At 67.3% G+C, this 17,881-nt stretch carries 17 protein-coding genes and 1 tRNA gene; 9 read left to right on the forward strand and 9 right to left on the reverse strand.

Annotated features, from left to right (window positions below; translation table 11 throughout):
* Positions 1–235 precede the first annotated feature (235 nt).
* Positions 236–1,660: a sugar porter family MFS transporter gene (locus TEP_RS19225; protein WP_132826349.1), complete on the reverse strand. Its 1,425-nt coding sequence runs from the start codon at positions 1,658–1,660 to the stop codon at positions 236–238.
* A gap of 186 nt (positions 1,661–1,846) precedes the next feature.
* Between TEP_RS19225 and fdxA the strand changes: the two genes are divergently transcribed.
* Positions 1,847–2,170 (forward strand): ferredoxin FdxA, encoded by a 324-nt coding sequence (fdxA, locus tag TEP_RS19230; protein ID WP_132826350.1) that lies wholly within the window; start codon positions 1,847–1,849, stop codon positions 2,168–2,170.
* Positions 2,171–2,407: 237 nt separating this feature from the next.
* On the opposite strand, the gene TEP_RS19235 is transcribed toward fdxA, so the two are convergent.
* A complete protein-coding gene (locus tag TEP_RS19235) occupies positions 2,408–2,923 on the reverse strand; it encodes a hypothetical protein (RefSeq protein WP_105163848.1) in 516 nt (171 codons plus the stop codon).
* A 32-nt stretch (positions 2,924–2,955) separates the two neighbouring features.
* The gene (dapA, locus tag TEP_RS19240; RefSeq protein ID WP_025879443.1) at positions 2,956–3,849 is read right to left on the reverse strand and encodes a 4-hydroxy-tetrahydrodipicolinate synthase; all 894 of its coding nucleotides are present in this window, start codon (positions 3,847–3,849) and stop codon (positions 2,956–2,958) included.
* 164 nt (positions 3,850–4,013) lie between these two features.
* Between dapA and TEP_RS19245 the strand changes: the two genes are divergently transcribed.
* From TEP_RS19245 to TEP_RS19280, 8 genes are all read left to right on the forward strand, one after another.
* A complete protein-coding gene (locus TEP_RS19245; protein WP_025879444.1) occupies positions 4,014–4,574 on the forward strand; it encodes a glycine cleavage system protein R in 561 nt (186 codons plus the stop codon).
* 91 nt (positions 4,575–4,665) lie between these two features.
* Positions 4,666–5,145 carry a peroxiredoxin gene (locus tag TEP_RS19250; RefSeq protein WP_032977901.1) on the forward strand — a complete coding sequence of 160 codons (480 nt, stop codon included), beginning with the start codon at positions 4,666–4,668 and terminating at the stop codon, positions 5,143–5,145.
* Between the two features lie 84 nt (positions 5,146–5,229).
* On the forward strand, positions 5,230–6,630 hold the full coding sequence (locus TEP_RS19255) for a PhoH family protein (RefSeq protein ID WP_025879446.1): 1,401 nt from the start codon (positions 5,230–5,232) through the stop codon (positions 6,628–6,630).
* Positions 6,627–7,133, forward strand: coding sequence for a hypothetical protein (locus tag TEP_RS19260; protein ID WP_132826351.1), 507 nt, complete (start codon positions 6,627–6,629; stop codon positions 7,131–7,133). Before TEP_RS19255 ends, TEP_RS19260 begins: the two co-directional genes overlap by 4 nt.
* Before the next feature lie 10 nt (positions 7,134–7,143).
* Positions 7,144–7,812, forward strand: a complete 669-nt coding sequence (locus TEP_RS19265) for a YoaK family protein (protein WP_059063786.1) — start codon at positions 7,144–7,146, stop codon at positions 7,810–7,812.
* Positions 7,813–8,131: 319 nt separating this feature from the next.
* Complete coding sequence (gene thiD, locus TEP_RS19270) at positions 8,132–8,941, forward strand: bifunctional hydroxymethylpyrimidine kinase/phosphomethylpyrimidine kinase (protein WP_132826352.1); 810 nt, start codon at positions 8,132–8,134, stop codon at positions 8,939–8,941.
* On the forward strand, positions 8,938–9,864 hold the full coding sequence (locus tag TEP_RS19275; RefSeq protein ID WP_132826353.1) for an alpha/beta fold hydrolase: 927 nt from the start codon (positions 8,938–8,940) through the stop codon (positions 9,862–9,864). Before thiD ends, TEP_RS19275 begins: the two co-directional genes overlap by 4 nt.
* Positions 9,855–9,931: transfer RNA gene (locus tag TEP_RS19280), tRNA-Arg, on the forward strand. The genes TEP_RS19275 and TEP_RS19280 overlap by 10 nt, the downstream gene beginning before the upstream one ends.
* A 601-nt stretch (positions 9,932–10,532) precedes the next feature.
* Here TEP_RS19280 and TEP_RS19290 read toward each other — a convergent pair.
* The 6 genes from TEP_RS19290 to TEP_RS19315 form a co-directional block, all read right to left on the reverse strand.
* The gene (locus TEP_RS19290; protein WP_132826355.1) at positions 10,533–12,137 is read right to left on the reverse strand and encodes a glucan biosynthesis protein D; all 1,605 of its coding nucleotides are present in this window, start codon (positions 12,135–12,137) and stop codon (positions 10,533–10,535) included.
* 48 nt (positions 12,138–12,185) lie between these two features.
* Positions 12,186–14,651 carry a serine/threonine-protein kinase gene (locus TEP_RS19295; RefSeq protein ID WP_132826356.1) on the reverse strand — a complete coding sequence of 822 codons (2,466 nt, stop codon included), beginning with the start codon at positions 14,649–14,651 and terminating at the stop codon, positions 12,186–12,188.
* 19 nt (positions 14,652–14,670) lie between these two features.
* Positions 14,671–15,237 (reverse strand): ECF-type sigma factor, encoded by a 567-nt coding sequence (locus TEP_RS19300; protein WP_025875449.1) that lies wholly within the window; start codon positions 15,235–15,237, stop codon positions 14,671–14,673.
* Positions 15,238–15,306: 69 nt separating this feature from the next.
* Positions 15,307–16,119 carry a bifunctional DNA-formamidopyrimidine glycosylase/DNA-(apurinic or apyrimidinic site) lyase gene (gene mutM / locus TEP_RS19305; protein ID WP_132826357.1) on the reverse strand — a complete coding sequence of 271 codons (813 nt, stop codon included), beginning with the start codon at positions 16,117–16,119 and terminating at the stop codon, positions 15,307–15,309.
* Positions 16,120–16,138: 19 nt separating this feature from the next.
* On the reverse strand, positions 16,139–16,474 hold the full coding sequence (locus tag TEP_RS19310) for a hypothetical protein (RefSeq protein ID WP_132826358.1): 336 nt from the start codon (positions 16,472–16,474) through the stop codon (positions 16,139–16,141).
* A complete protein-coding gene (locus TEP_RS19315; RefSeq protein WP_132826359.1) occupies positions 16,471–17,673 on the reverse strand; it encodes a fatty acid desaturase in 1,203 nt (400 codons plus the stop codon). The genes TEP_RS19310 and TEP_RS19315 overlap by 4 nt, the downstream gene beginning before the upstream one ends.
* Positions 17,674–17,881: the final 208 nt, after the last annotated feature.

Raw genomic sequence — 17,881 nt, forward strand, 5'->3', positions numbered from 1 at the left:
CCTCCTGACAGTTTCACGGTGCCAGCGGATGCACTGAAGCGCTGGTCGGCTGTTGCTGCAGCGCGCGGGAAACCGTCCAGAGCCGGCGGGGTCACCCAGGGCAGGACCGTTGGCGCCATGGATGGCGCCATCGAGCACCATGGATGGGCTTTTGCGTGTCCTGGAGAGGGCGGCCTGCCCCCTCACACCGTGGACAATCAGGCGCCGACGAAATGCAACCGAAGCCAGGCACACGTCAGCCTTCCATCTGCTCCAGTTCCTTGCCCTTGGTCTCGCGCACGTAGCGGATGACGAAGATGATCGAGAAGATCGCGGCGACGGTGTAGATGCCGTACGCACCGGCCAGGCCGATGCCGGCCAGCAGCATCGGGAAGGTCACGGTGATCGCGAAATTCGAGGTCCACTGCGCCGCACCCGCCACGGCCAACGCCGGGCCGCGGATCTGGTTCGGGAACATCTCGCCCAGCATCACCCACATCACCGGGCCCCACGACATGTTGAAGAACACCACATAGACGTTGGCCGCTACCAGCGCCAGCCGGCCCATGCCGTCGGACAGCTGCAGGCGCCCCTCGGCCAGGCTGCCGCTGGCGAAGGCCACCACCATCAGCACCAGGGCCACCGACATGCCGACCGAACCGACCCACAGCAGCGGCTTGCGGCCGATGCGATCGATCAGCACCACCGTCAGCAGACAGGCGCCGATGCTCAGCGCACCGGACAGGACGTTGATCAGCAGTGCATCGCTTTCCGAGAAACCCACCGCCTGCCACAGCACCGCGCCGTAATAGAACACCACATTGATGCCGACCAGCTGCTGGAACATCGCCAGGCCGATGCCGACCCAGACGATGGGGCGCAACTTGCCGGTGGCCTTGTTGAGCAGGTCGCCGAATCGCGGCTTGTGCTGGTCCTGGGCAAGGCTTGCTTCGATCTCGGCCTGCTTGTTCACCGCGGCACGTTCGCCGTACAACCGGCCAAGTACCGCCCTCGCCTGCGCCTGCCGGCCCTTCATCACCAGGAAGCGCGGGCTTTCCGGGATCACCAGCAACAACAGCAGGAACAGCAGCGACGGCAGTGCCTGCATCCAGAACATCCAGCGCCAGGCTTCCCGCCCCAGCCAGAGCGGCTCGGTCGACGCACCCGCCGCCCGGGCCAGCAGATAGTTGCTGAGGAACGCGGCGAACAGGCCGCAGATGATCGCCATCTGCTGCACGGTCGCCAGCCGGCCGCGATAGCGCGCAGAGGCGACTTCGGCGATGTAGGCCGGCGACATCACGCTGGCCGCACCGACGGCGAATCCACCGAGCACGCGTGCGCAGACGAACAACCAGGAGGCATGTGCAGCGCCGGCGCCCAGCGCCGACACCAGGAACATCACGGCCGCCACGATCAGCACACCACGGCGCCCCAGCCGATCGCCAAGCCAACCGGCCACGAACGCGCCGATCGCGCACCCCAGCAGCATCGAGGCGACCTCGAAGCCGAGCGCGGCCTCGCTGGAGTTGAAGGCCTGGCGCAGGCCATCGACGGTGCCATTGATGACGCCACTATCGAAGCCGAACAGGAACCCGCCGAGGGTGGCGGCGCAACTGATCAGGACGATGAAGGCTGTGTTCTCACCGCCGTTGGAGGCGGCACCGGGCTGGACTGGCGACATGAAGGATCCTGCAAGGAAGGGGGCCGACCGAAGCGGGCCGGCGGCCCTGGCAGCGTCGCACAGGGCGGGCATGCCGCCAAATAGGCCCTCGGGCCACCCATCCGCCCCACTTTCACACGGCAACCGACACCGGGGGCCAACCTGTTCTAGAATTGGCAGGTTCAGAAAGCGATTCGCCCTCTACCCATGCCATTTGTCGTCACCGAAAACTGCATCAAGTGCAAACACACCGATTGCGTGGAAGTGTGTCCCGTGGATTGCTTCCACGAAGGCCCGAACTTCCTGGTGATCGACCCGGACGAGTGCATTGACTGCACCCTCTGCGAGCCCGAGTGCCCGGTCAACGCGATCTTCCCGGAAGACGATGTTCCCGCGGGCCAGGAAGGTTTCGTCGCCCTCAATGCAGAACTGGCGAAGGATTGGCCGGTGCTGACCGTGCGCAAGGACCCGCCGGCCGACGCCGGTGAGTGGGATGGCAAGCCGGACAAGCTGAAGCTGCTGGAGCGCTGAGGCGCAGGCACCATGGCCCTGGTAGCTGCCAACCCTGGTTGGCACCAAGGCGCCGACCAGGATCGGCGTCCACCACGGCAAGTACGGACCAGCAGCAATGAAAAGGGCGCCCAAGGCGCCCTTTTCCGTTCTGGCCCTGGTAGCTGCCAACCTTGGTTGGCACAAAGGCGCCGACCAGGGTCGGCGTCCACCACGGCAGGTGCGAACCAGCAGGATCCGCACCCGCCCAACCGGCCATTACGGGGCCAGCTTGGCCTTCAGCGCGGCAATCAGCTTCACCGGGGCTTCGGCGGTGGCCGGCAGGCCACGCGGGTCGACCGCGGAGATGTAGGCACCGGCGTCGACGGCGACCACGCGGACCAGGAAGTTGCTGCCTTCATAAGCCACGTCGTACGAACCCAGCAGCTGCGCGCGGGTAGCGATGGTCAGGCCTTCCACGCCTTCCAGCGCGGTACCGACCTTGGCGAAGGCTTCATCCTTGCTGCCGGCAATGGTGAACCCGGTGGCGCTGACCGCGGGGGTGGCGGCGGCCGGGGTGGCCGGCTTGGTCGCCGAGCTCAGGGTCGGCACCTGGTTGTTGCCGGCGCCTGCCGGCAGGTTCAGGTCCGGCGGCACTTCCAGCGGACGCACTTCCGGGGCCAGAGCGTAGTCGCCCTTGACGCCACGCTTGAAGCAACCGGTGGTGCCGGCTGCGGTGGCCACGGCAAGGAGCGCGAAGGACAGCACGCGGACGGCGGAAACGGATTGGCGCATGTGAATCTCCTGGATCAGACCAAGACGGAAGGTCAGTGGCTGGAAAGGGCTTCGAGGGCGGCGATATCGCCGGCGAGATGGTCGGCGGCAGGCGCGTGTGCGGCCGAAAGCGGCAGCAGCGGCAGGCGCAGATCGTGACCGATGCCGATCCGACGCAACAGCGCCTTGACCGGAATCGGGTTGGATTCGACACCGCAGAAGTCATGGAACGGCTGCAGGCGCGCGTCCCAGGATTCAACGGCTTCATGGTCGCGGGCAGCGGCCAGGTCGCACATCCGGCGGTAGGCGCCGGGCAGCACGTTGGAACCGACCGAGATCAGACCGTCCATGCCGGCCTGGATCGAACGTGCGGCCGTGCCGTCATCGCCGGTGAGCACGGCAAAGGTCGGGCTGCGCAGGTCAAGCAGTGCCCGCACGCGGCCGGTATCGCCCACCGCTTCCTTGATGCCGACGATGTTCGGATGGCTGGCGAGCTCGGCCACGGTCTCCGGCAGCATGTCGCAGCCGGTGCGGCCGGGCACGTTGTACAGCACCACCGGCACTCCGGCCTGGTCGGCGACCGCGCGGTAATGCGCGATCAGGCCAGCCTGGGTCGGCCGCACGTACGGCGGGGTGACCACCAGCGCGTGGGTGGCGCCAAGCGCGGCAGCACGGCGGGTCTGTTCGATGGTTTTGGCAGTGCCGGACAGGCCGGTACCGGCCAGGACCGGAACGCGGCCGGCGATGCGTTCGACCGCGCTGGCCAGCAGCTGGTCGTACTCCGCATCGGAAAGGGTGGCTGCCTCGCCGGTGGAGCCGGCAACGACAACGCCTTGGACGCCGCCCTCCAGCTGCAGGTGCAGCAGGCGCTGCCAACCGTCGGGGTCGAGTGCGCCGTCGGCCCGGAAGGGGGTCGCCAGCGCGGTGATGAGGCCGGAAAGGGACAAGGACGTGCTGCTCTTGGCTGGGGAGGGAAAACGTCCGCCACGGAAGGGCGCGGGCGTTCTGAATGTTACTTGCGGCGCGAAAGCACGGGCAAGTATGCTGGACACCGGTGGATCCCCGCCTCTGGCGGGCATTCAGACTAACGCATGCATTACCCGGAATCGCCTTGACCGACACCACCCCGCGCCCAGCGCCGAGCGAAAACCACCTCCTGATCAACGCCTATACGACGCATCCGGAGTCCCCCCTGTTGTCCGTCACCCGTCGCATCGCCGACAGCGGGTGCAATCTGGTGGATGCACGCCTGGCCACCGTGGGCCGCGATGTCTCGGTGACCGCGCTGGCCACCGGCTCCTGGGATTCGGTCGCCAAGCTGGAAGCGATGCTGACCCGGCTCGAGCGCGAGGAGGGCCTGAAGCTGGTGTGGTATCGCACCGAAGCCAAGCAGGCGCAGTCCAACCTGCTGCCGTACATCGTCGAGGTGATCGCCGCCGACAAGCCGGGCATCCTGTTCCAGCTGGCCGACTTCTTCGACCGCCAGGGCATCACCATCGAGACCCTGCAGAGCACGCGCTACCGCGCCATGCAGACCGGTGCGGAAATGTTCAGCGCACAGGTCACCATCGGCGTGCCGGCCAACATGCATATCGCCGCCCTGCGCGATGATTTCCTCGAGTTCTGCGACCACTTGAACCTGGACGCGATCATGGACCCGATGAAGTTCTGATTGAAACCCTGATTCTTCGCGCGCTCCTCACGGGCGCGTGGCGTTTCATGCAATTGTCGTAGAAAGAACCCAGGCTCGACAGAAGGACCTCATGAACAACGGCGATACCCTGGACAGCACCACCCTTTCCCTGCCGCTGGCGCTGTCCGGCGGCGCCCAAGCCACCCTCGGCGATTACGCCGGCCAGTGGCTGGTGTTGTACTTCTACCCCAAGGACAGCACCCCGGGCTGCACCACCGAGGGCATCGACTTCAACGCACTGCTGCCCGACTTCAGGAAAGCGGGCGCGGTCGTGCTTGGCGTCTCCCGCGACTCGGTGAAGTCCCACGACAACTTCTGTGCCAAGCAGGGCTTCGCGTTCCCGTTGGTCAGTGATGCCGACGAAGCGCTGTGCAGCGCCTTCGACGTGATCAAGATGAAGAACATGTACGGCAAGCAGGTACGTGGCATCGAGCGCAGCACCTTCCTGATTTCCCCCGACAGCCGCATCGTGCAGTCATGGCGCAAGGTCAAGGTCGCCGGCCATGCCGACGCCGTCCTCGCCGAACTGAAGGCCAATCAGTCCAAGTGAGTCCCATCGCCCACTTTGTCCGCCACCACCCTGCCCTGCAGCAGGTCGTGGTGGTTTTTCCCTGTCCGTAACCAGGAACCGATGATGACCCGAGGCAAGCGCATCTACGTGCTGGATACCAACGTGCTGATGCACGATCCCACCGCGCTGTTCAAATTCGAGGAGCACGATGTCTACCTGCCCATGCAGGTGATCGAGGAGCTGGACAACGGCAAGAAGGGCACGACCGAAGCGAGCCGCAATGCGCGCCAGGTCAGTCGCTTCCTCAACGAGCTGGTGCAGGCTTCGGGCCTGGACAACCTGGCCGAGGGCATTCCGCTGCAGCGGCCGCAGGGCCTGCAGCTGCGCGGCAAGCAGAGCGTGGGCCTGCTGCGCTTCCAGACCAGCCATTTCGACGCGGGCAAGAGCTTTGGCAAGGTCATCCCGGACAACGCCATCCTCGGCGCGATCCTGGCGCTGAAGGAAGAAACGCCGGAGATCCCGGTGGTGTTCGTCTCCAAGGACATCAACCTGCGCATCAAGGCGGCCATCGCCGGCATCGTCTCGGAAGACTACGAGAACGACCGCGCGCTGGACGATTTCAGCCTGCTCTACACCGGCGCCACCGAGCTGCCGGAAGACTTCTGGAAGCGCCACGGCGAGGATCTGCGCAGCTGGAGCGACAAGGGTCGCACGCACTACGAAATCCTCGCCCAGGACGGCGAAGAGTGGTACCCGAACCAGTACGTGTACCTGCCGGGCGAAGACGAAGTCGAGCTGCGCGTCAGCAGGATCGTCGGCGATGGCAAGGTGGTGTTGTCGCTGGTCGATGACTTCCGCCACGGCAGCCATGCCGTGTGGGGCATCAGCGCGCGCAACCGCGAGCAGAACTTCGCACTCAACGCACTGATGGATCCGGAGATCGACTTCGTCACCCTGCTCGGTACCGCCGGCACCGGCAAGACCCTGCTGGCACTGGCCGCCGGCCTGGCGCAGACGATGGACCAGCAGCGCTACCGCGAGATCATCATGACCCGCGCCACGGTCAGCGTCGGCGAGGACATCGGCTTCCTGCCCGGTACCGAGGAAGAGAAGATGACGCCGTGGATGGGCGCGCTGACCGACAACCTGGAAGTGCTGACGCACAACCAGGAAGGCGGCACCTGGGGCCGCCAGGCCACCAACGACCTGCTCGCCAGCCGCATCAAGATCCGCTCGATGAACTTCATGCGCGGACGTACGTTCCTGTCGCGTTACCTGATCCTGGACGAGGCACAGAACCTGACTCCCAAGCAGATGAAGACGCTGATCACCCGTGCCGGCCCCGGCACCAAGATCGTCTGCCTGGGCAATGTCGAACAGATCGACACCCCGTACCTGACCGAAACCACGTCGGGCCTGACCTACGCCGTGGACCGCTTCAAGAACTGGCCGCACAGCGCGCACATCACGCTGCGTCGCGGTGAACGCTCGCGGCTGGCCGATTACGCCTCGGAGGTGTTGTGAACCGCTGCCCCCGTCTGCTGCTGCCATCGCTGGCGGTCGCCATTGCCACGCTGCTCGGTGCCTGCGCGACCACGCAGGGACCGGCCAGCGTGCCGACCACACAACGCAGTGGCCAGTCCTGGGTGGTCACCCGCCCGATCATCGCCGCGCAGGTGCTCGACACCTGCTCGCGCCCCAGTCCCGGCCGCGAGGCCGGGCGGGTCAGCGGCTACTGGGCACCGAGCCGGCAGCAGGTGGACCAGCTGGAAGCGAAGCTGGCATCGCTGGAAGCGCAGGTGCCGCACGTGCTGGATTTCGATCGCCAGTACGTCGGCATCGAGCTGGACGGAAAGCAGGTGATCTACATCAACGCGTTCCATCTGCCTGAAGACAACAGCCTGCGGCCCGCCCGCGAGGCGGTGCGGGTCTGCGATGGCGGCGCGCAGTTCTGGGGTGCGGTCTTCGACCCGGCCAGCGGGACCTTCAGCGAGCTGCAGTTCAACGGCGGCTTCGGCGGGCCCTGAGGGGCCTGCCATGGGAATCCGCCTGCCCACCTGGGTCTGGATCGGCGCGGTCGCCCTGTCGTGCGTGGCCGGCATGGTCAATGTGGTTGGCTTCCTCGGTTTTGAACACCAGGCGGTCAGCCACATGACCGGCAGCACCAGCCAGCTTGGCATGGCACTGGCGCAGGGTGACTGGCGCGCGGTCGGCCATCTGTGGGGGCTGCTGATCGCGTTTTCGCTGGGCGCGATGGTCAGCGGACTGCTGATCCAGGACAGCGCATTGCAGCTCGGCCGGCGCTACGGCGTGGCGCTGGCATTGGAATCGCTGTTGCTGCTGGCGGCCATTCCGCTGTTCAAGCAGCATCAGATATGGGGCGCATTGGCGGCCGCGATGGCCTGCGGACTGCAGAATGCGATGGCCACCACCTTCAGTGGTGCCGTCGTGCGCACCACCCATCTCAGCGGCATGTTCACCGATCTCGGCATCGGCCTGGGCCACCTGCTGCGCGGACTGCCGCTGCAGGTACGACGCCTGACCCTGAGCGGCCTGATCATCAGCGGCTTCCTTGCTGGCGGCGTGATCGGCGCCTGGCTGTTCGTGCGCTGGCAGTACGACGCCCTGCTGGCCCCTGCCCTGCTGACCGGCCTCACCGGGCTGGGCTATGTGTCCTACCAGCAGTGGGCGCGCTGGCGGCGTTGAGCATGGCGTCATCCACGCATGGCGTGGATCTACGTTGTCCATCCGATCATTTCTGCGATATCCACGCATGGCGTGGATCTGCTGACCGTCACCAGGAAGCTATCGAAGGCGGGGCGGTGTCGGATTGCGGGGTGTCCGCGGCATGGATGGCGCGGCCAAGCCTACAAGGACGTACTTGCGGCGTCCCCGCAATCCGACACCGCCCCGCCTCCCCCGCAGAAATCCAGAGCCGCTGTTGCTGTTGCCCCGGCTTGTGCCGGTGGCGGGCGCAGCCCGGCCGGCACTACCCCCTGGCAAGGCAGCACGGCACAATCGCTGCATGAGCCCGACCACCCCTGTTTCCGCCCTGACCATCGCCGGCTCCGACTCCGGCGGCGGCGCCGGCATCCAGGCCGACCTGAAGGCCTTCGCCGCGCATCGCGTGCATGGGCTGTCGGTGATCGCCGCACTGACCGCGCAGAACACCCGCGGCGTCCGCGCCGTGCACGTGCCACCGATCGACTTCCTGCGCGCGCAGATCGAAGCCTGCTTCGACGACTTCGACATCCACGCGGTGAAGCTGGGCATGCTGGCCAACGCCGAGGTGATCCACGCGGTGGCCGATGCACTGGAACGCCATCGACCACCGCACGTGGTGCTCGACCCGGTGATGGTGGCCACCAGCGGTGCGCGCCTGCTGGAGGACAGCGCGCTGCAGGCAATGCGCCAACGGCTGCTGCCACTGGCCACCCTGATCACCCCCAATGCGCCGGAAGCGGAGCTGCTAGTGGGCCGCAGCATCGCCAATGGCAACGACGCAGAGCGGGCCGCCGCCTCGCTCCTTGATCTGGGCGCCGGTGCAGTGCTGTTGAAGGGGGGGCACCTGCACGAAGGCAACCGCGTGGTCGACCGTTACTTCGATGGCGTCAGCAACGAAGACTTCATCCATGCCCGCCTGCCACTGGATGCGCATGGCACCGGCTGCACGCTGGCCTCGGCCATCGCCGCGCAGCTCTGCAACGGGCTGAGCCTGGCCAATGCCTGCGAAGCCGGCATCGACTACGTGGCGCGCGGATTGCAGCAGGGCTATGCGCCCGGCCGCAGCGAGGTGCTGGTACTGGACCACTTCGGCGCGGCGCCCCACGCATGAGCGATTCACCACGCGCGCTCACCGTGAACAGCGGCGATGGCCACCGTTTCGACGTGATCGCCTGCGTGCCCGCACAGCCGCTGGCACGGCTGTTGTGGCTGCCGGCGCTGGGCGTGGCCGCGCGCCACTACCTGCCGCTGGCGCAGGCACTTGCAGCCAAGGGCGTGGCGGTCTACCTGCACGAATGGCGTGGCAATGGCAGCAGTTCGCTGCGACCGTCGCGCAGCCAGGATTGGGGCTACCGGCAAATTCTCGACCACGATCTGCCGGCCAGCCAGGCCCTGCTCGCCGATGCCGATGACGCGCAGGAGGTACTGCCATGGATCATCGGTGGCCACAGCCTGGGCGGGCAGCTGGCCTGCGTGCACGCCGGACGCCAGCCACAGGCGTTCGATCGATTGTGGCTGGCCGCCAGCGGCACACCGTTCTGGCGCACGTTCCCGCCACCACGTGGTTGGCTGCTGCCACTGATCTATCGCTTCCTGCCGTGGATCGCGCGACGCCAGGGCGTGCTGCACGGGCGCCGGCTCGGTTTCGGCGGCACCGAAGCACGCGGACTGATCGCCGACTGGGCACGCGTAGGGCTGAGCAATCACTACGCCGCCGCAGGCATGGACGAGGACCTGGATGCGCAGATGAAACGCGTGCATGGCAGTGCGCAGGCGGTGCTGATGGAAGACGATTGGCTGGCGCCGAGCGGATCAATGCAGGCGCTGCTGGCGAAACTGCCGAATGTCGCCTCGGGATTACGCGTGCTTTCTGCGCAGGACCTGGGTAAGCAGGCCGATCACTTCGCGTGGATGAAACACCCGGAGGCTGTCGCAGAGGCGTTTTTCATTCAGTTGGGTGAAAATTTTCACAAAAGCGTTGACGACTCGCGCCGACATCCGCATAATTCCGCTCCTGTCGCAGGGCGCCCGTAGCTCAGTTGGATAGAGTACCTGGCTACGAACCAGGCGGTCGGGAGTTCGAATCTCTCCGGGCGCACCATTACACCGAAACAGCAGGCCTCGGCCTGCTGTTTTTTTATGTGTGTTTTTCGGCAGGGCTGCGCCCTGCACCCGCCGAAGCAACGGCCGGAGCAACAGCAACAGCTGGCATTCCGTGGGGTGGCGGGGCGGTGCCGGAGTGCGGGGACGCCGCAAGTACGTCCCTGTAGGCTTGGCAGCCGCATCCATGCGGCTGACACCCCGCACTGCGACACCGCCCCACCTCTGACAGATTCTCGCGATCCGATGGATCCACGCCATGCGTGGATGAATCTCCATCGAGTTCGAGTTGGAGTTCGAATATTTCGACAATTGATCGAAGAGCATCCACGCATGGCGTGGATCTACCGTGTCGACCAGGGTCGACACCCACCAACCGCACCAGCACCGACAGATCGCNNAAATCTGTCGAAGGCGGGNTGGGTCCGGTNGCGGGAGTGTCCGCGGCATNNATGCCGCGGCCAAGCCCCCATGGACGGGTTTACGGCGTCTGCCGCCACCGGACCCACCCCGCCATCCCACGGAATGCCCGCTTTTGACGTTGACGTTGACGTTGACGTCAGCAGGTGCAGGGCTGCAAGCCCTGCAAACCAGCACCCCTCTTAGTACAGCGTGCGCTCCGGTGCACCAGCCGGCGGCGGGCTGTACTGGTACAGCCAGGTTTCGGTAAGGGTCTTGCCACCACTACGCAGGTACAGGCGGATGTCGATCTGCTCGCTGCTGCCCTCCGGCGGCACCAGGTCGAACATCGCGCGGTAACCCTTGATCTCGCGCAACGGCCGCGCCGAGACGATCTCCACCCGGCCACGGCTGGTTTCGACAACGGCTTCGACGTCGGCCTTGTCGATCAGGCTGGCCAGTTCGCCGCCTTCGAAGTCGACCGCAAAGCGCCACGAGAAGTACTCGCGCTTCTTGCCGATCACCCCGCCCAGGCCGGTGCGGCTGGCAACGCAATGGGCCAGCGGCGTATGCGCCGGCGGCTGCGCGCCCCAGTACAGCCGGTAGCCGACCAGCAGTTCCTGGCCCGGCTGCGGCTTTTCCTTCGGGTTCCAGAAGGCCACGATGTTGTCGAAGGTTTCATCGACGGTGGGAATCTCCACCAGCTGCACCGAGCCCTCGCCCCAGTCGCCCTTCGGCTCCACCCACAGGCACGGTCGCTTCTCGTAGAACACGCCGTCGTCCTGGTAATGGTCGAAATTGCGGTCACGCTGCAGCAGGCCGAAGCCACGCGGATTGCGGTCGACGAACATGTTGAAGCGCAGGTTGCGCGGGTTCACCAGCGGCCGCCAGATCCATTCACCGGCGCCGGTCCACAGCGACAGGCCATCGGTATCGTGGATCTCCGGGCGCCAGTCCCAACCCATGCGGCGGTCGTTCTCGCCTACCTGGTACATGCTGGTGCACGGGGCGATGCCCAGCCGCTCGATGGTCTTGCGCGGGTACAGCGCGCTGTCGATGTCCATCAGCAGCACGTCGCCGTTGGTGACGGCGAAGCGGTAGGCACCGGCCACGCTGGGCGAATCCAGCAGCGCATAGACGATGATGGTGTCCGAGTCGGCCGCAGGCTGTTCCAGGTAATAGGCGATGAAGTCGGGGAATTCCTCCGGCTTGCCCATGCCGGTGTCGATGGCCAGGCCACGCGCGGACTGGCCGTACTGGCCTTCCTTGCCCACTGCGCGGAAGTAGCTGGCACCCAGGAACGCGGCGAAATCGCGGTCGGTGTCCTTGCGCGTGTTCAGCCGGAACCCGGCAAAGCCGAGATCGGCCGGCAGCTCACCATTCTTCAAGCCGCTCTTGCCGTAGTTGAACGCGGCACCGTCATAGGCCAGTTCCTGCGCCTTGCCGTCGACCACGTCGTACATGCGCACGGGCGAATGGAAGTACAGACCTAGGTGGAAGAACTTGGCCTGGAACTTGCCCGGCTGGTCGGCCCACAGGGCGTGGTCCTGGCGGTAGCCGATCGACTGGTACTGATCCCAGTCCAGCGCCTCCAGCTTGCCCGGCAGCACCCGCTTGTGGCTCTGGTAGGGCGCCTGTGCCAGCGCGCGCGCCTGGCCCTTCAGGGTGGCGAAATCGAACGGCTGCGGCTGGCCAAGCCGGCGCAGTCCAAGCTGGCCACTCTTGCTGGCCGCGCAGGCCGGCAGTGACGGCAGGCCGAAGGCGGCCAGGGCCAGGGAGGCATTGCGGATGAAGTCGCGTCGTTGCATGCAGGCGCGGGAGCAAAGGGAAGGTCGGCCATCATAGGCAGACAAACGTTAACGGGCAGCGGTGGACTCGATACCCTGTTCAGCCTGCGCCAATGCCGCAAGGCGGGCATCAAGCTCGTGCAGGGCCGGTGCCTGCGGACCGCGCTGGGCCAGCAGCAGCTGCCGTGCCTCGGCCAGCACGGTGCGGGCCTGCGCGATCTGGCCGGCCTGCTGCAGGACCTGCCCCTGTGCCAGCAGCGCCTGCGGCAGCAGGGCGACGTGATCCGGTTGCCGCCAGATCGCCACCGCGCGGGCATAGTGCGCTGCTGCTGCCGAGGGGTCGCCGCTGGCGCTGGCCCACTTCCCCAGCGCGAACTCGCCGTAGCCGATCTCGCGATGGTCCGGGCCCAGGGCGCCGAGCAGCTGTGCCTGCACCTGCCGCAGTTCCTGGCCGGCCAGCGCGTGCTGGCCGCGCTGCAGGGCCAGCAGCGCGCGTGCGCGGCGGACCACCAGTGCCTCCGGGTGGCGCGGTCCCCACGCGTCCTGTGCGGCCTGCCAGGCCAGCTCCAGCTCGGCCGCTGCCGCCTGCGTGTCGCCCTGCCGGGCCAGCACATCGCCCAGCTGGCGATGCAGGCTGATCACCTGCGGGCTGCTGGCGTCGGCGCGTTGGCCGAGCAGGGCCAGCGCCTGCCGGTACCCCGCCAGCGCGGCCGGCAGGCGTCCGGCGGTGGCGTCCAGGGCGGCCAGATCGGCCAGTGACTCAGCACGCCCGAAGCGCTCGACCATCCCCTGGTAGCGCAGCGCCAGCGCCTGCTGGAACGAACGTCGCGCCGCATCGGCGTCACCCAGTTGGGCCTGGCAACGCCCAAGCTGGCTGTGGAACTCGGCCACCGCCGCCGGCAATGCCGCCGCCTGGCTGGCCGCCAGCGGTTGCAGCGGCTGCAGGTGCGCCAGGCACTCGCGCCCTCGGCCGAGCATGCGCAGTGCACGCCCCCGCTGGGTCACCGCCTCGATCTGCAGCGCCGGCGGCACCTCGCCCACGTCCTGCAGCAGCTGGCGCTGCTGGTCCAGGGTCTGCAACGCCAGCTGGTAGTCGCCCAGGCCGATGCGCAGGCGGCCGATCACCCCTTGAAGCTCGGCCAGCGCCAGCGGCTGGTCAGCCAGTTCGGCTTCGCCCCGTTGCTGGCCGGTGGCCAGCAACTGCGGCACGTCGAAATGGCCGTGGCGCTGGCTGGCCGCCTTGTCGAACAGGCCAACAGTGAAATCCTGCATGGCCTGCGCACGCGCCATTTCCACCCGCGCCTGGCGCAACTGCCACAGGGCGAAGGACGTGGTCCCCAGCAGGGCCAGCGCGGCCAGCCCGGCCAGCGCCACGCCCCAGCGATGGCGGCCCACGTACTTTCGCACCCGGTAACCCACGCCCGGCGGACGCGCCTGGATCGGCTGCCCCTGCAGGTAGCGGCGCAGGTCGCCGGCCAGTGCTTCGGCCGAGCTGTAGCGCTGCTGCGGGTCTTTCTGCAGTGCCTTTTCCAGCAGCACGTCCAGATCGCCACGCAGTCGCTTGGCCTGCCGCAGCAGCGCCCGTCTCGGAGCCCCCGGCTCGGCGGCCAGCCGTTGCAGCAGCGCCGAGGCACGCGGTGCCTGCACATCCAGGATCGAGCGCTCCCATTCCGCATCGCTGTGCCGGCGCAGGCGATAGGGCTTGTGCCCGGTGACCACCTCGAACAGCACCACGCCCAGCGAATAGACATCGGTCAGGGTCGTCACCGCCTCGCCACGCACCTGCTCCGGCGCGGCGTAGTGCAGGGTGAACGCGCGGATTTCGGTAGCCGGATGGGCCGCGTTCGGGTCGTCGTGGTCGAGCAGCTTGGCGATGCCGAAGTCGAGCAGTTTCACCGTGCCATCGGCGCGTACCAGGATGTTGGAGGGCTTCAGGTCGCGGTGCACCACCAGGTTCGCATGCGCATGGCTGACCACCGCGCAGACCTGCAGCATCAGCTGCAGACGCGTTTCCAGGGGCGGTTGCAAGCGCCGGCAGTAGTCGCTGATCGGCTCGCCTTCCACGTAATCCAGTGCCAGGTAGGGCTGCCCATGCTGGTCCACCCCGGCGTCCAGCAGCTGTGCCAGGTGCGGGTGCTGCAGGCGGGCCAGGATCTGCCGCTCGCGGCCGAAGCGCTGGCGCAGGCCCGGATCGGCCACGCCACTGCGCAGCAGCTTCAGTGCCACCTGGCGCTGGTACAGGCCATCGCAGCGCTCGGCCAGCCAGACTTCGCCCATGCCGCCTTCGCCGAGCGGATGCAGCAGCCGATACGGCCCGACCTCGCTTCCGGCGCGGCCTGGCGGTGTAGCGGTCCACAAGGGCTGGGCCATGAACTCGTGGCTGTCGGCCTCCTGCTGCAGCAGGTGTTCCAGTTCGCGGCCCAGCGTCGGGTCCTGCGCGCTCACGCGCTGCAGGCGCAGCTGGCGAGCGGCCGGCGCCAGCTCCAGCAGCTGGTCCAGCCAGGACGACAATTGCTGCCAGCGGGCGGCGTCCATCGTTGGGTTCGGCCAGATGTCAGTCGCTGCGCATCGCGGCCAGCAGGAACAGCCGCGCTTTCTGCCAGTCGCGGCGGATGCTGCGCTCCGAGCGCTGGCTCAGTTCGGCAATCTCCAGCTCGGACAAGCCGGCGAAGTAGCGCAGCTCCACCACCTTGGCCAGGTGCGCATCGACGGCCTGCAGGCGTTCCAATGCAACATCGAGGGCCAGCAGATCCTCGTCCAGGCGCACGCCGCTGCTGCTGTTCTCGGGAATCTCGGCCACCCGCTTGAGGTCGCCACCGCGCTTGCGCGCCAGCCGGTTGCGCGCGTAATCGACGACCACGCTGCGCATCGCCGACGCCGCATAGGCGAAGAAGTGGGCACGGTCCTCGAAGCGCGCCGCACCGCGGCTGCCCAGCAGTTTCAGGTAGGACTCGTGGACCAGCGAGGTCGCATCCAGGGTGCGTCCCTGCTGCCCGGCCAGCTGCCGCCGGGCCATGCTGTGCAGTTCCTGGTACAGGGTGGTCAGCACACGGTCGAGCGCGGCGCGGTCGCCACCGCGCGCAGCATCCAGCCAGACGGTGATATCCGGGCCTTCGTCCATCGCCAACGCTCCCCCGCAGCGGATGTCGGCTGGACTATAGCGCTGCACGTGTGCAGCGCATGAAGACGTTCAGCGCTGGCAGCGACTGCACCACACGCTTGCCCGCTGGCCGATCATGGCGTGCTTGAGCGGGCGGCCGCAGCCGGGGCACGGCAGGCCATCGCGGCCATAGACCAGCAGCTCCTGCTCGAAGTAGCCCGGCGCGCCGTCGGGGCTGATGAAATCGCGCAGGGTGGTGCCACCGCGGGTGATGGCGTAGTCCAGCGTTTCCTTCACTGCCGTGGCCAGCCGCCGATAGCGCTCGCGGGTGACCTTGCCGGCCTCGCGCAGCGGGCTGATCCCCGCCTTGTACAGGCTCTCGGCGGCGTAGATGTTGCCCACCCCGACCACCACCGCCTGGTCCATCAGGAAGGTCTTCACCGGCGCGCTGCGGCCGCGGCTGCGGGCAAACAGGTAGTCGCCGTCGAAGGCGTCGTCCAGCGGCTCCGGGCCCAGTCCCCGCAGCAGCGGGTGGATCTCGCCGGCCGGCTGCCAGAGCAGGCTGCCGAAGCGGCGCGGGTCGTTGAAGCGCAGCAGGCGGCCGTTGTCCAGGCTGATGTCCACATGGTCATGCGCGCGCAACGGAGTGTCGCCGGGCAGCACGCGCAGGCTGCCGGACATGCCCAGGTGCAGCACGGCGCTGCCGATGGCGGTATCCAGCAGCAGGTACTTGGCGCGGCGGCGCACGTCTTCGATGCGCTGGCCGGGCAGCAGCTCGGCCACTTCCGGCGGGATCGGCCAACGCAGGTCGGCACGGCGCAGGATCACCCCGTGCACGCGGCGACCCTGCAGGTGGGGCGCCAGGCCACGGCGGGTGGTTTCTACTTCGGGTAGTTCGGGCATGGGACGATTCTATGCCCGCTCAGCGCGGCGGTGCAGCCAGTTCCCGTGCATCCAGGAAGCCGTCACCGTTGGCGTCCTGCTTGTGGAAGCGCTGCACGATCACCTGCCGCTGCTGTTCGCGGGTGATGGCCCTGCCCTTGCCACCGGGCAGCTCGTCGGCGATCAGCACGCCATCGCCGTTGCGGTCCATGCGATCGAAGGCGTACAGCATCCACTGTACGTACTCAGCTTCACTGACCTTGCCGTCGCCATCGCTGTCCATGCGCTGCAGATAGCTGGCGGTGTCGCTGACCTGGGCCTGCACGGCAGGTGCGAAAACGGCGGCCAGCAGCAATGCCGTCAGCGCAGCCCTCATCCGCCCACCAGGGTGTAGCCCTTCAGTCGCGCCGCATAGGCCTGCAGCGCGGCGATGCCGCTTTCCTCGGCCTCGCGGCACCAGGCCTGCAGTTGACGCAGGCGCTCGGCGGCATCGTGGCCGCGTGCTTCCAGCAGCGTCGCCAGGCGTGCGCGATATTCCACCAAGGTGCGGATGCGCGGGCGCTGGGCGACCCATGCGCTGAGCTGCGCGCGGCTGTCCGGCTTCAACCAGCGGCCGTCGTTGACCAGGCCACGGCGCAGCCGGCGCGGCAGCAACCGGCGCAGCTTGGCCCCTGCCTGTCGTGCTTCCTCGCGCAATGCCGGCATGAACACGTTGCGCTGGTAGTCGGTCATCGCCTGGAAGCGATGCGACAACAGTGCTTTCAGGGTGTCGGCGTCGGGCACGGCGATGTTCGGGCGCACGTCCATGGCCGGCGCAACACGCAGGACCTTGGCCAGGCGCAATGCCTGCAGCAGGCGGATCGCACTCCAGCCGATGTCGAATTCCCAGCGCCGCATCGCAAAGCGCGCCGAGCTGGGGAACGCATGGTGGTTGTTGTGCAGTTCCTCGCCACCAATCCAGAACGCCCACGGCGTCAGGTTGGTGGAGGTGTCGGCCGACTCGTAGTTGCGATAGCCCCACCAGTGGCCCAGGCCATTGACCACGCCGGCGGCCCAGAACGGGATCCACGCCATCTGGATCGCCCACAGGGCGACGCCCGGCAGGCCGAACAGCACCGTGTTGATGGCAAACAGCAGCACCGGGCCGAACGTGGCGTACGGGGTGTACAGGCGGCGCTCGATCGCGTCATCCGGGGTACCCCGGCCGTACTGTTCGATGTCCTCACGCATGCCGCGTGCTTCGCGGTACAGCTCGACGCCGCGCCAGAACACCTGGCCGATGCCACGGGTAACCGGGCTGTGCGGGTCGTCCTCGGTTTCCACCTTGGCGTGGTGCTTGCGATGGATCGCCACCCACTCCTTGGTGATCATCGAGGTGGTCAGCCAGGTCCAGAAGCGGAAGAAGTGCGCGACCACCGGATGGAAGTCCACGCCCCGGTGCGCCTGGCTGCGGTGCAGATAGAGGGTGACCGAGAAGATCGTGAGCTGGGTGAAGACCAGCAGCACCAGGGCCAGCTGCCACCAGCCCAGGCCCAGTACGCCACCGGTCAGCAGGGACATCAAGGCATCAGGCATGGCGACTCTCCAGAGCGACACAGGTATGGAAGACATCATGGGCGCTTGCGTTGCAAACTGCACCTTGCACCGCTGGATTGGCAGTGCCATTCCGTGGCTTCGTTCACAGTTGGGGACCCGTGTTGTCGAGCCTTGATCCGCGCACCCGCGCCGCAGCCCCGTCCGCCGGGGACCTGCCACCCTTGATCGAACTGGACCGCGCCAGCGT

Origin of the sequence: Stenotrophomonas sp. TEPEL, assembly GCF_004348785.1 — a bacterium.
Taxonomy (GTDB): domain Bacteria; phylum Pseudomonadota; class Gammaproteobacteria; order Xanthomonadales; family Xanthomonadaceae; genus Stenotrophomonas; species Stenotrophomonas indicatrix.

Excerpts from the sequence above, each read along its gene's own strand:
- TEP_RS19290 (WP_132826355.1), bottom strand. The coding sequence starts at position 12,137 with ATGCAACGACGCGACTTCATCCGCAATGCCTCCCTGGCCCTGGCCGCC.
- TEP_RS19315 (WP_132826359.1), bottom strand. The coding sequence starts at position 17,673 with ATGCCTGATGCCTTGATGTCCCTGCTGACCGGTGGCGTACTGGGCCTG.
- TEP_RS19300 (WP_025875449.1), bottom strand. The coding sequence starts at position 15,237 with ATGGACGAAGGCCCGGATATCACCGTCTGGCTGGATGCTGCGCGCGGT.
- TEP_RS19235 (WP_105163848.1), bottom strand. The coding sequence starts at position 2,923 with ATGCGCCAATCCGTTTCCGCCGTCCGCGTGCTGTCCTTCGCGCTCCTT.
- TEP_RS19255 (WP_025879446.1), top strand. The coding sequence starts at position 5,230 with ATGACCCGAGGCAAGCGCATCTACGTGCTGGATACCAACGTGCTGATG.
- fdxA (WP_132826350.1), top strand. The coding sequence starts at position 1,847 with ATGCCATTTGTCGTCACCGAAAACTGCATCAAGTGCAAACACACCGAT.
- thiD (WP_132826352.1), top strand. The coding sequence starts at position 8,132 with ATGAGCCCGACCACCCCTGTTTCCGCCCTGACCATCGCCGGCTCCGAC.
- TEP_RS19250 (WP_032977901.1), top strand. The coding sequence starts at position 4,666 with ATGAACAACGGCGATACCCTGGACAGCACCACCCTTTCCCTGCCGCTG.
- TEP_RS19310 (WP_132826358.1), bottom strand. The coding sequence starts at position 16,474 with ATGAGGGCTGCGCTGACGGCATTGCTGCTGGCCGCCGTTTTCGCACCT.
- TEP_RS19275 (WP_132826353.1), top strand. The coding sequence starts at position 8,938 with ATGAGCGATTCACCACGCGCGCTCACCGTGAACAGCGGCGATGGCCAC.
- mutM (WP_132826357.1), bottom strand. The coding sequence starts at position 16,119 with ATGCCCGAACTACCCGAAGTAGAAACCACCCGCCGTGGCCTGGCGCCC.
- TEP_RS19295 (WP_132826356.1), bottom strand. The coding sequence starts at position 14,651 with ATGGACGCCGCCCGCTGGCAGCAATTGTCGTCCTGGCTGGACCAGCTG.
- TEP_RS19265 (WP_059063786.1), top strand. The coding sequence starts at position 7,144 with ATGGGAATCCGCCTGCCCACCTGGGTCTGGATCGGCGCGGTCGCCCTG.
- TEP_RS19225 (WP_132826349.1), bottom strand. The coding sequence starts at position 1,660 with ATGTCGCCAGTCCAGCCCGGTGCCGCCTCCAACGGCGGTGAGAACACA.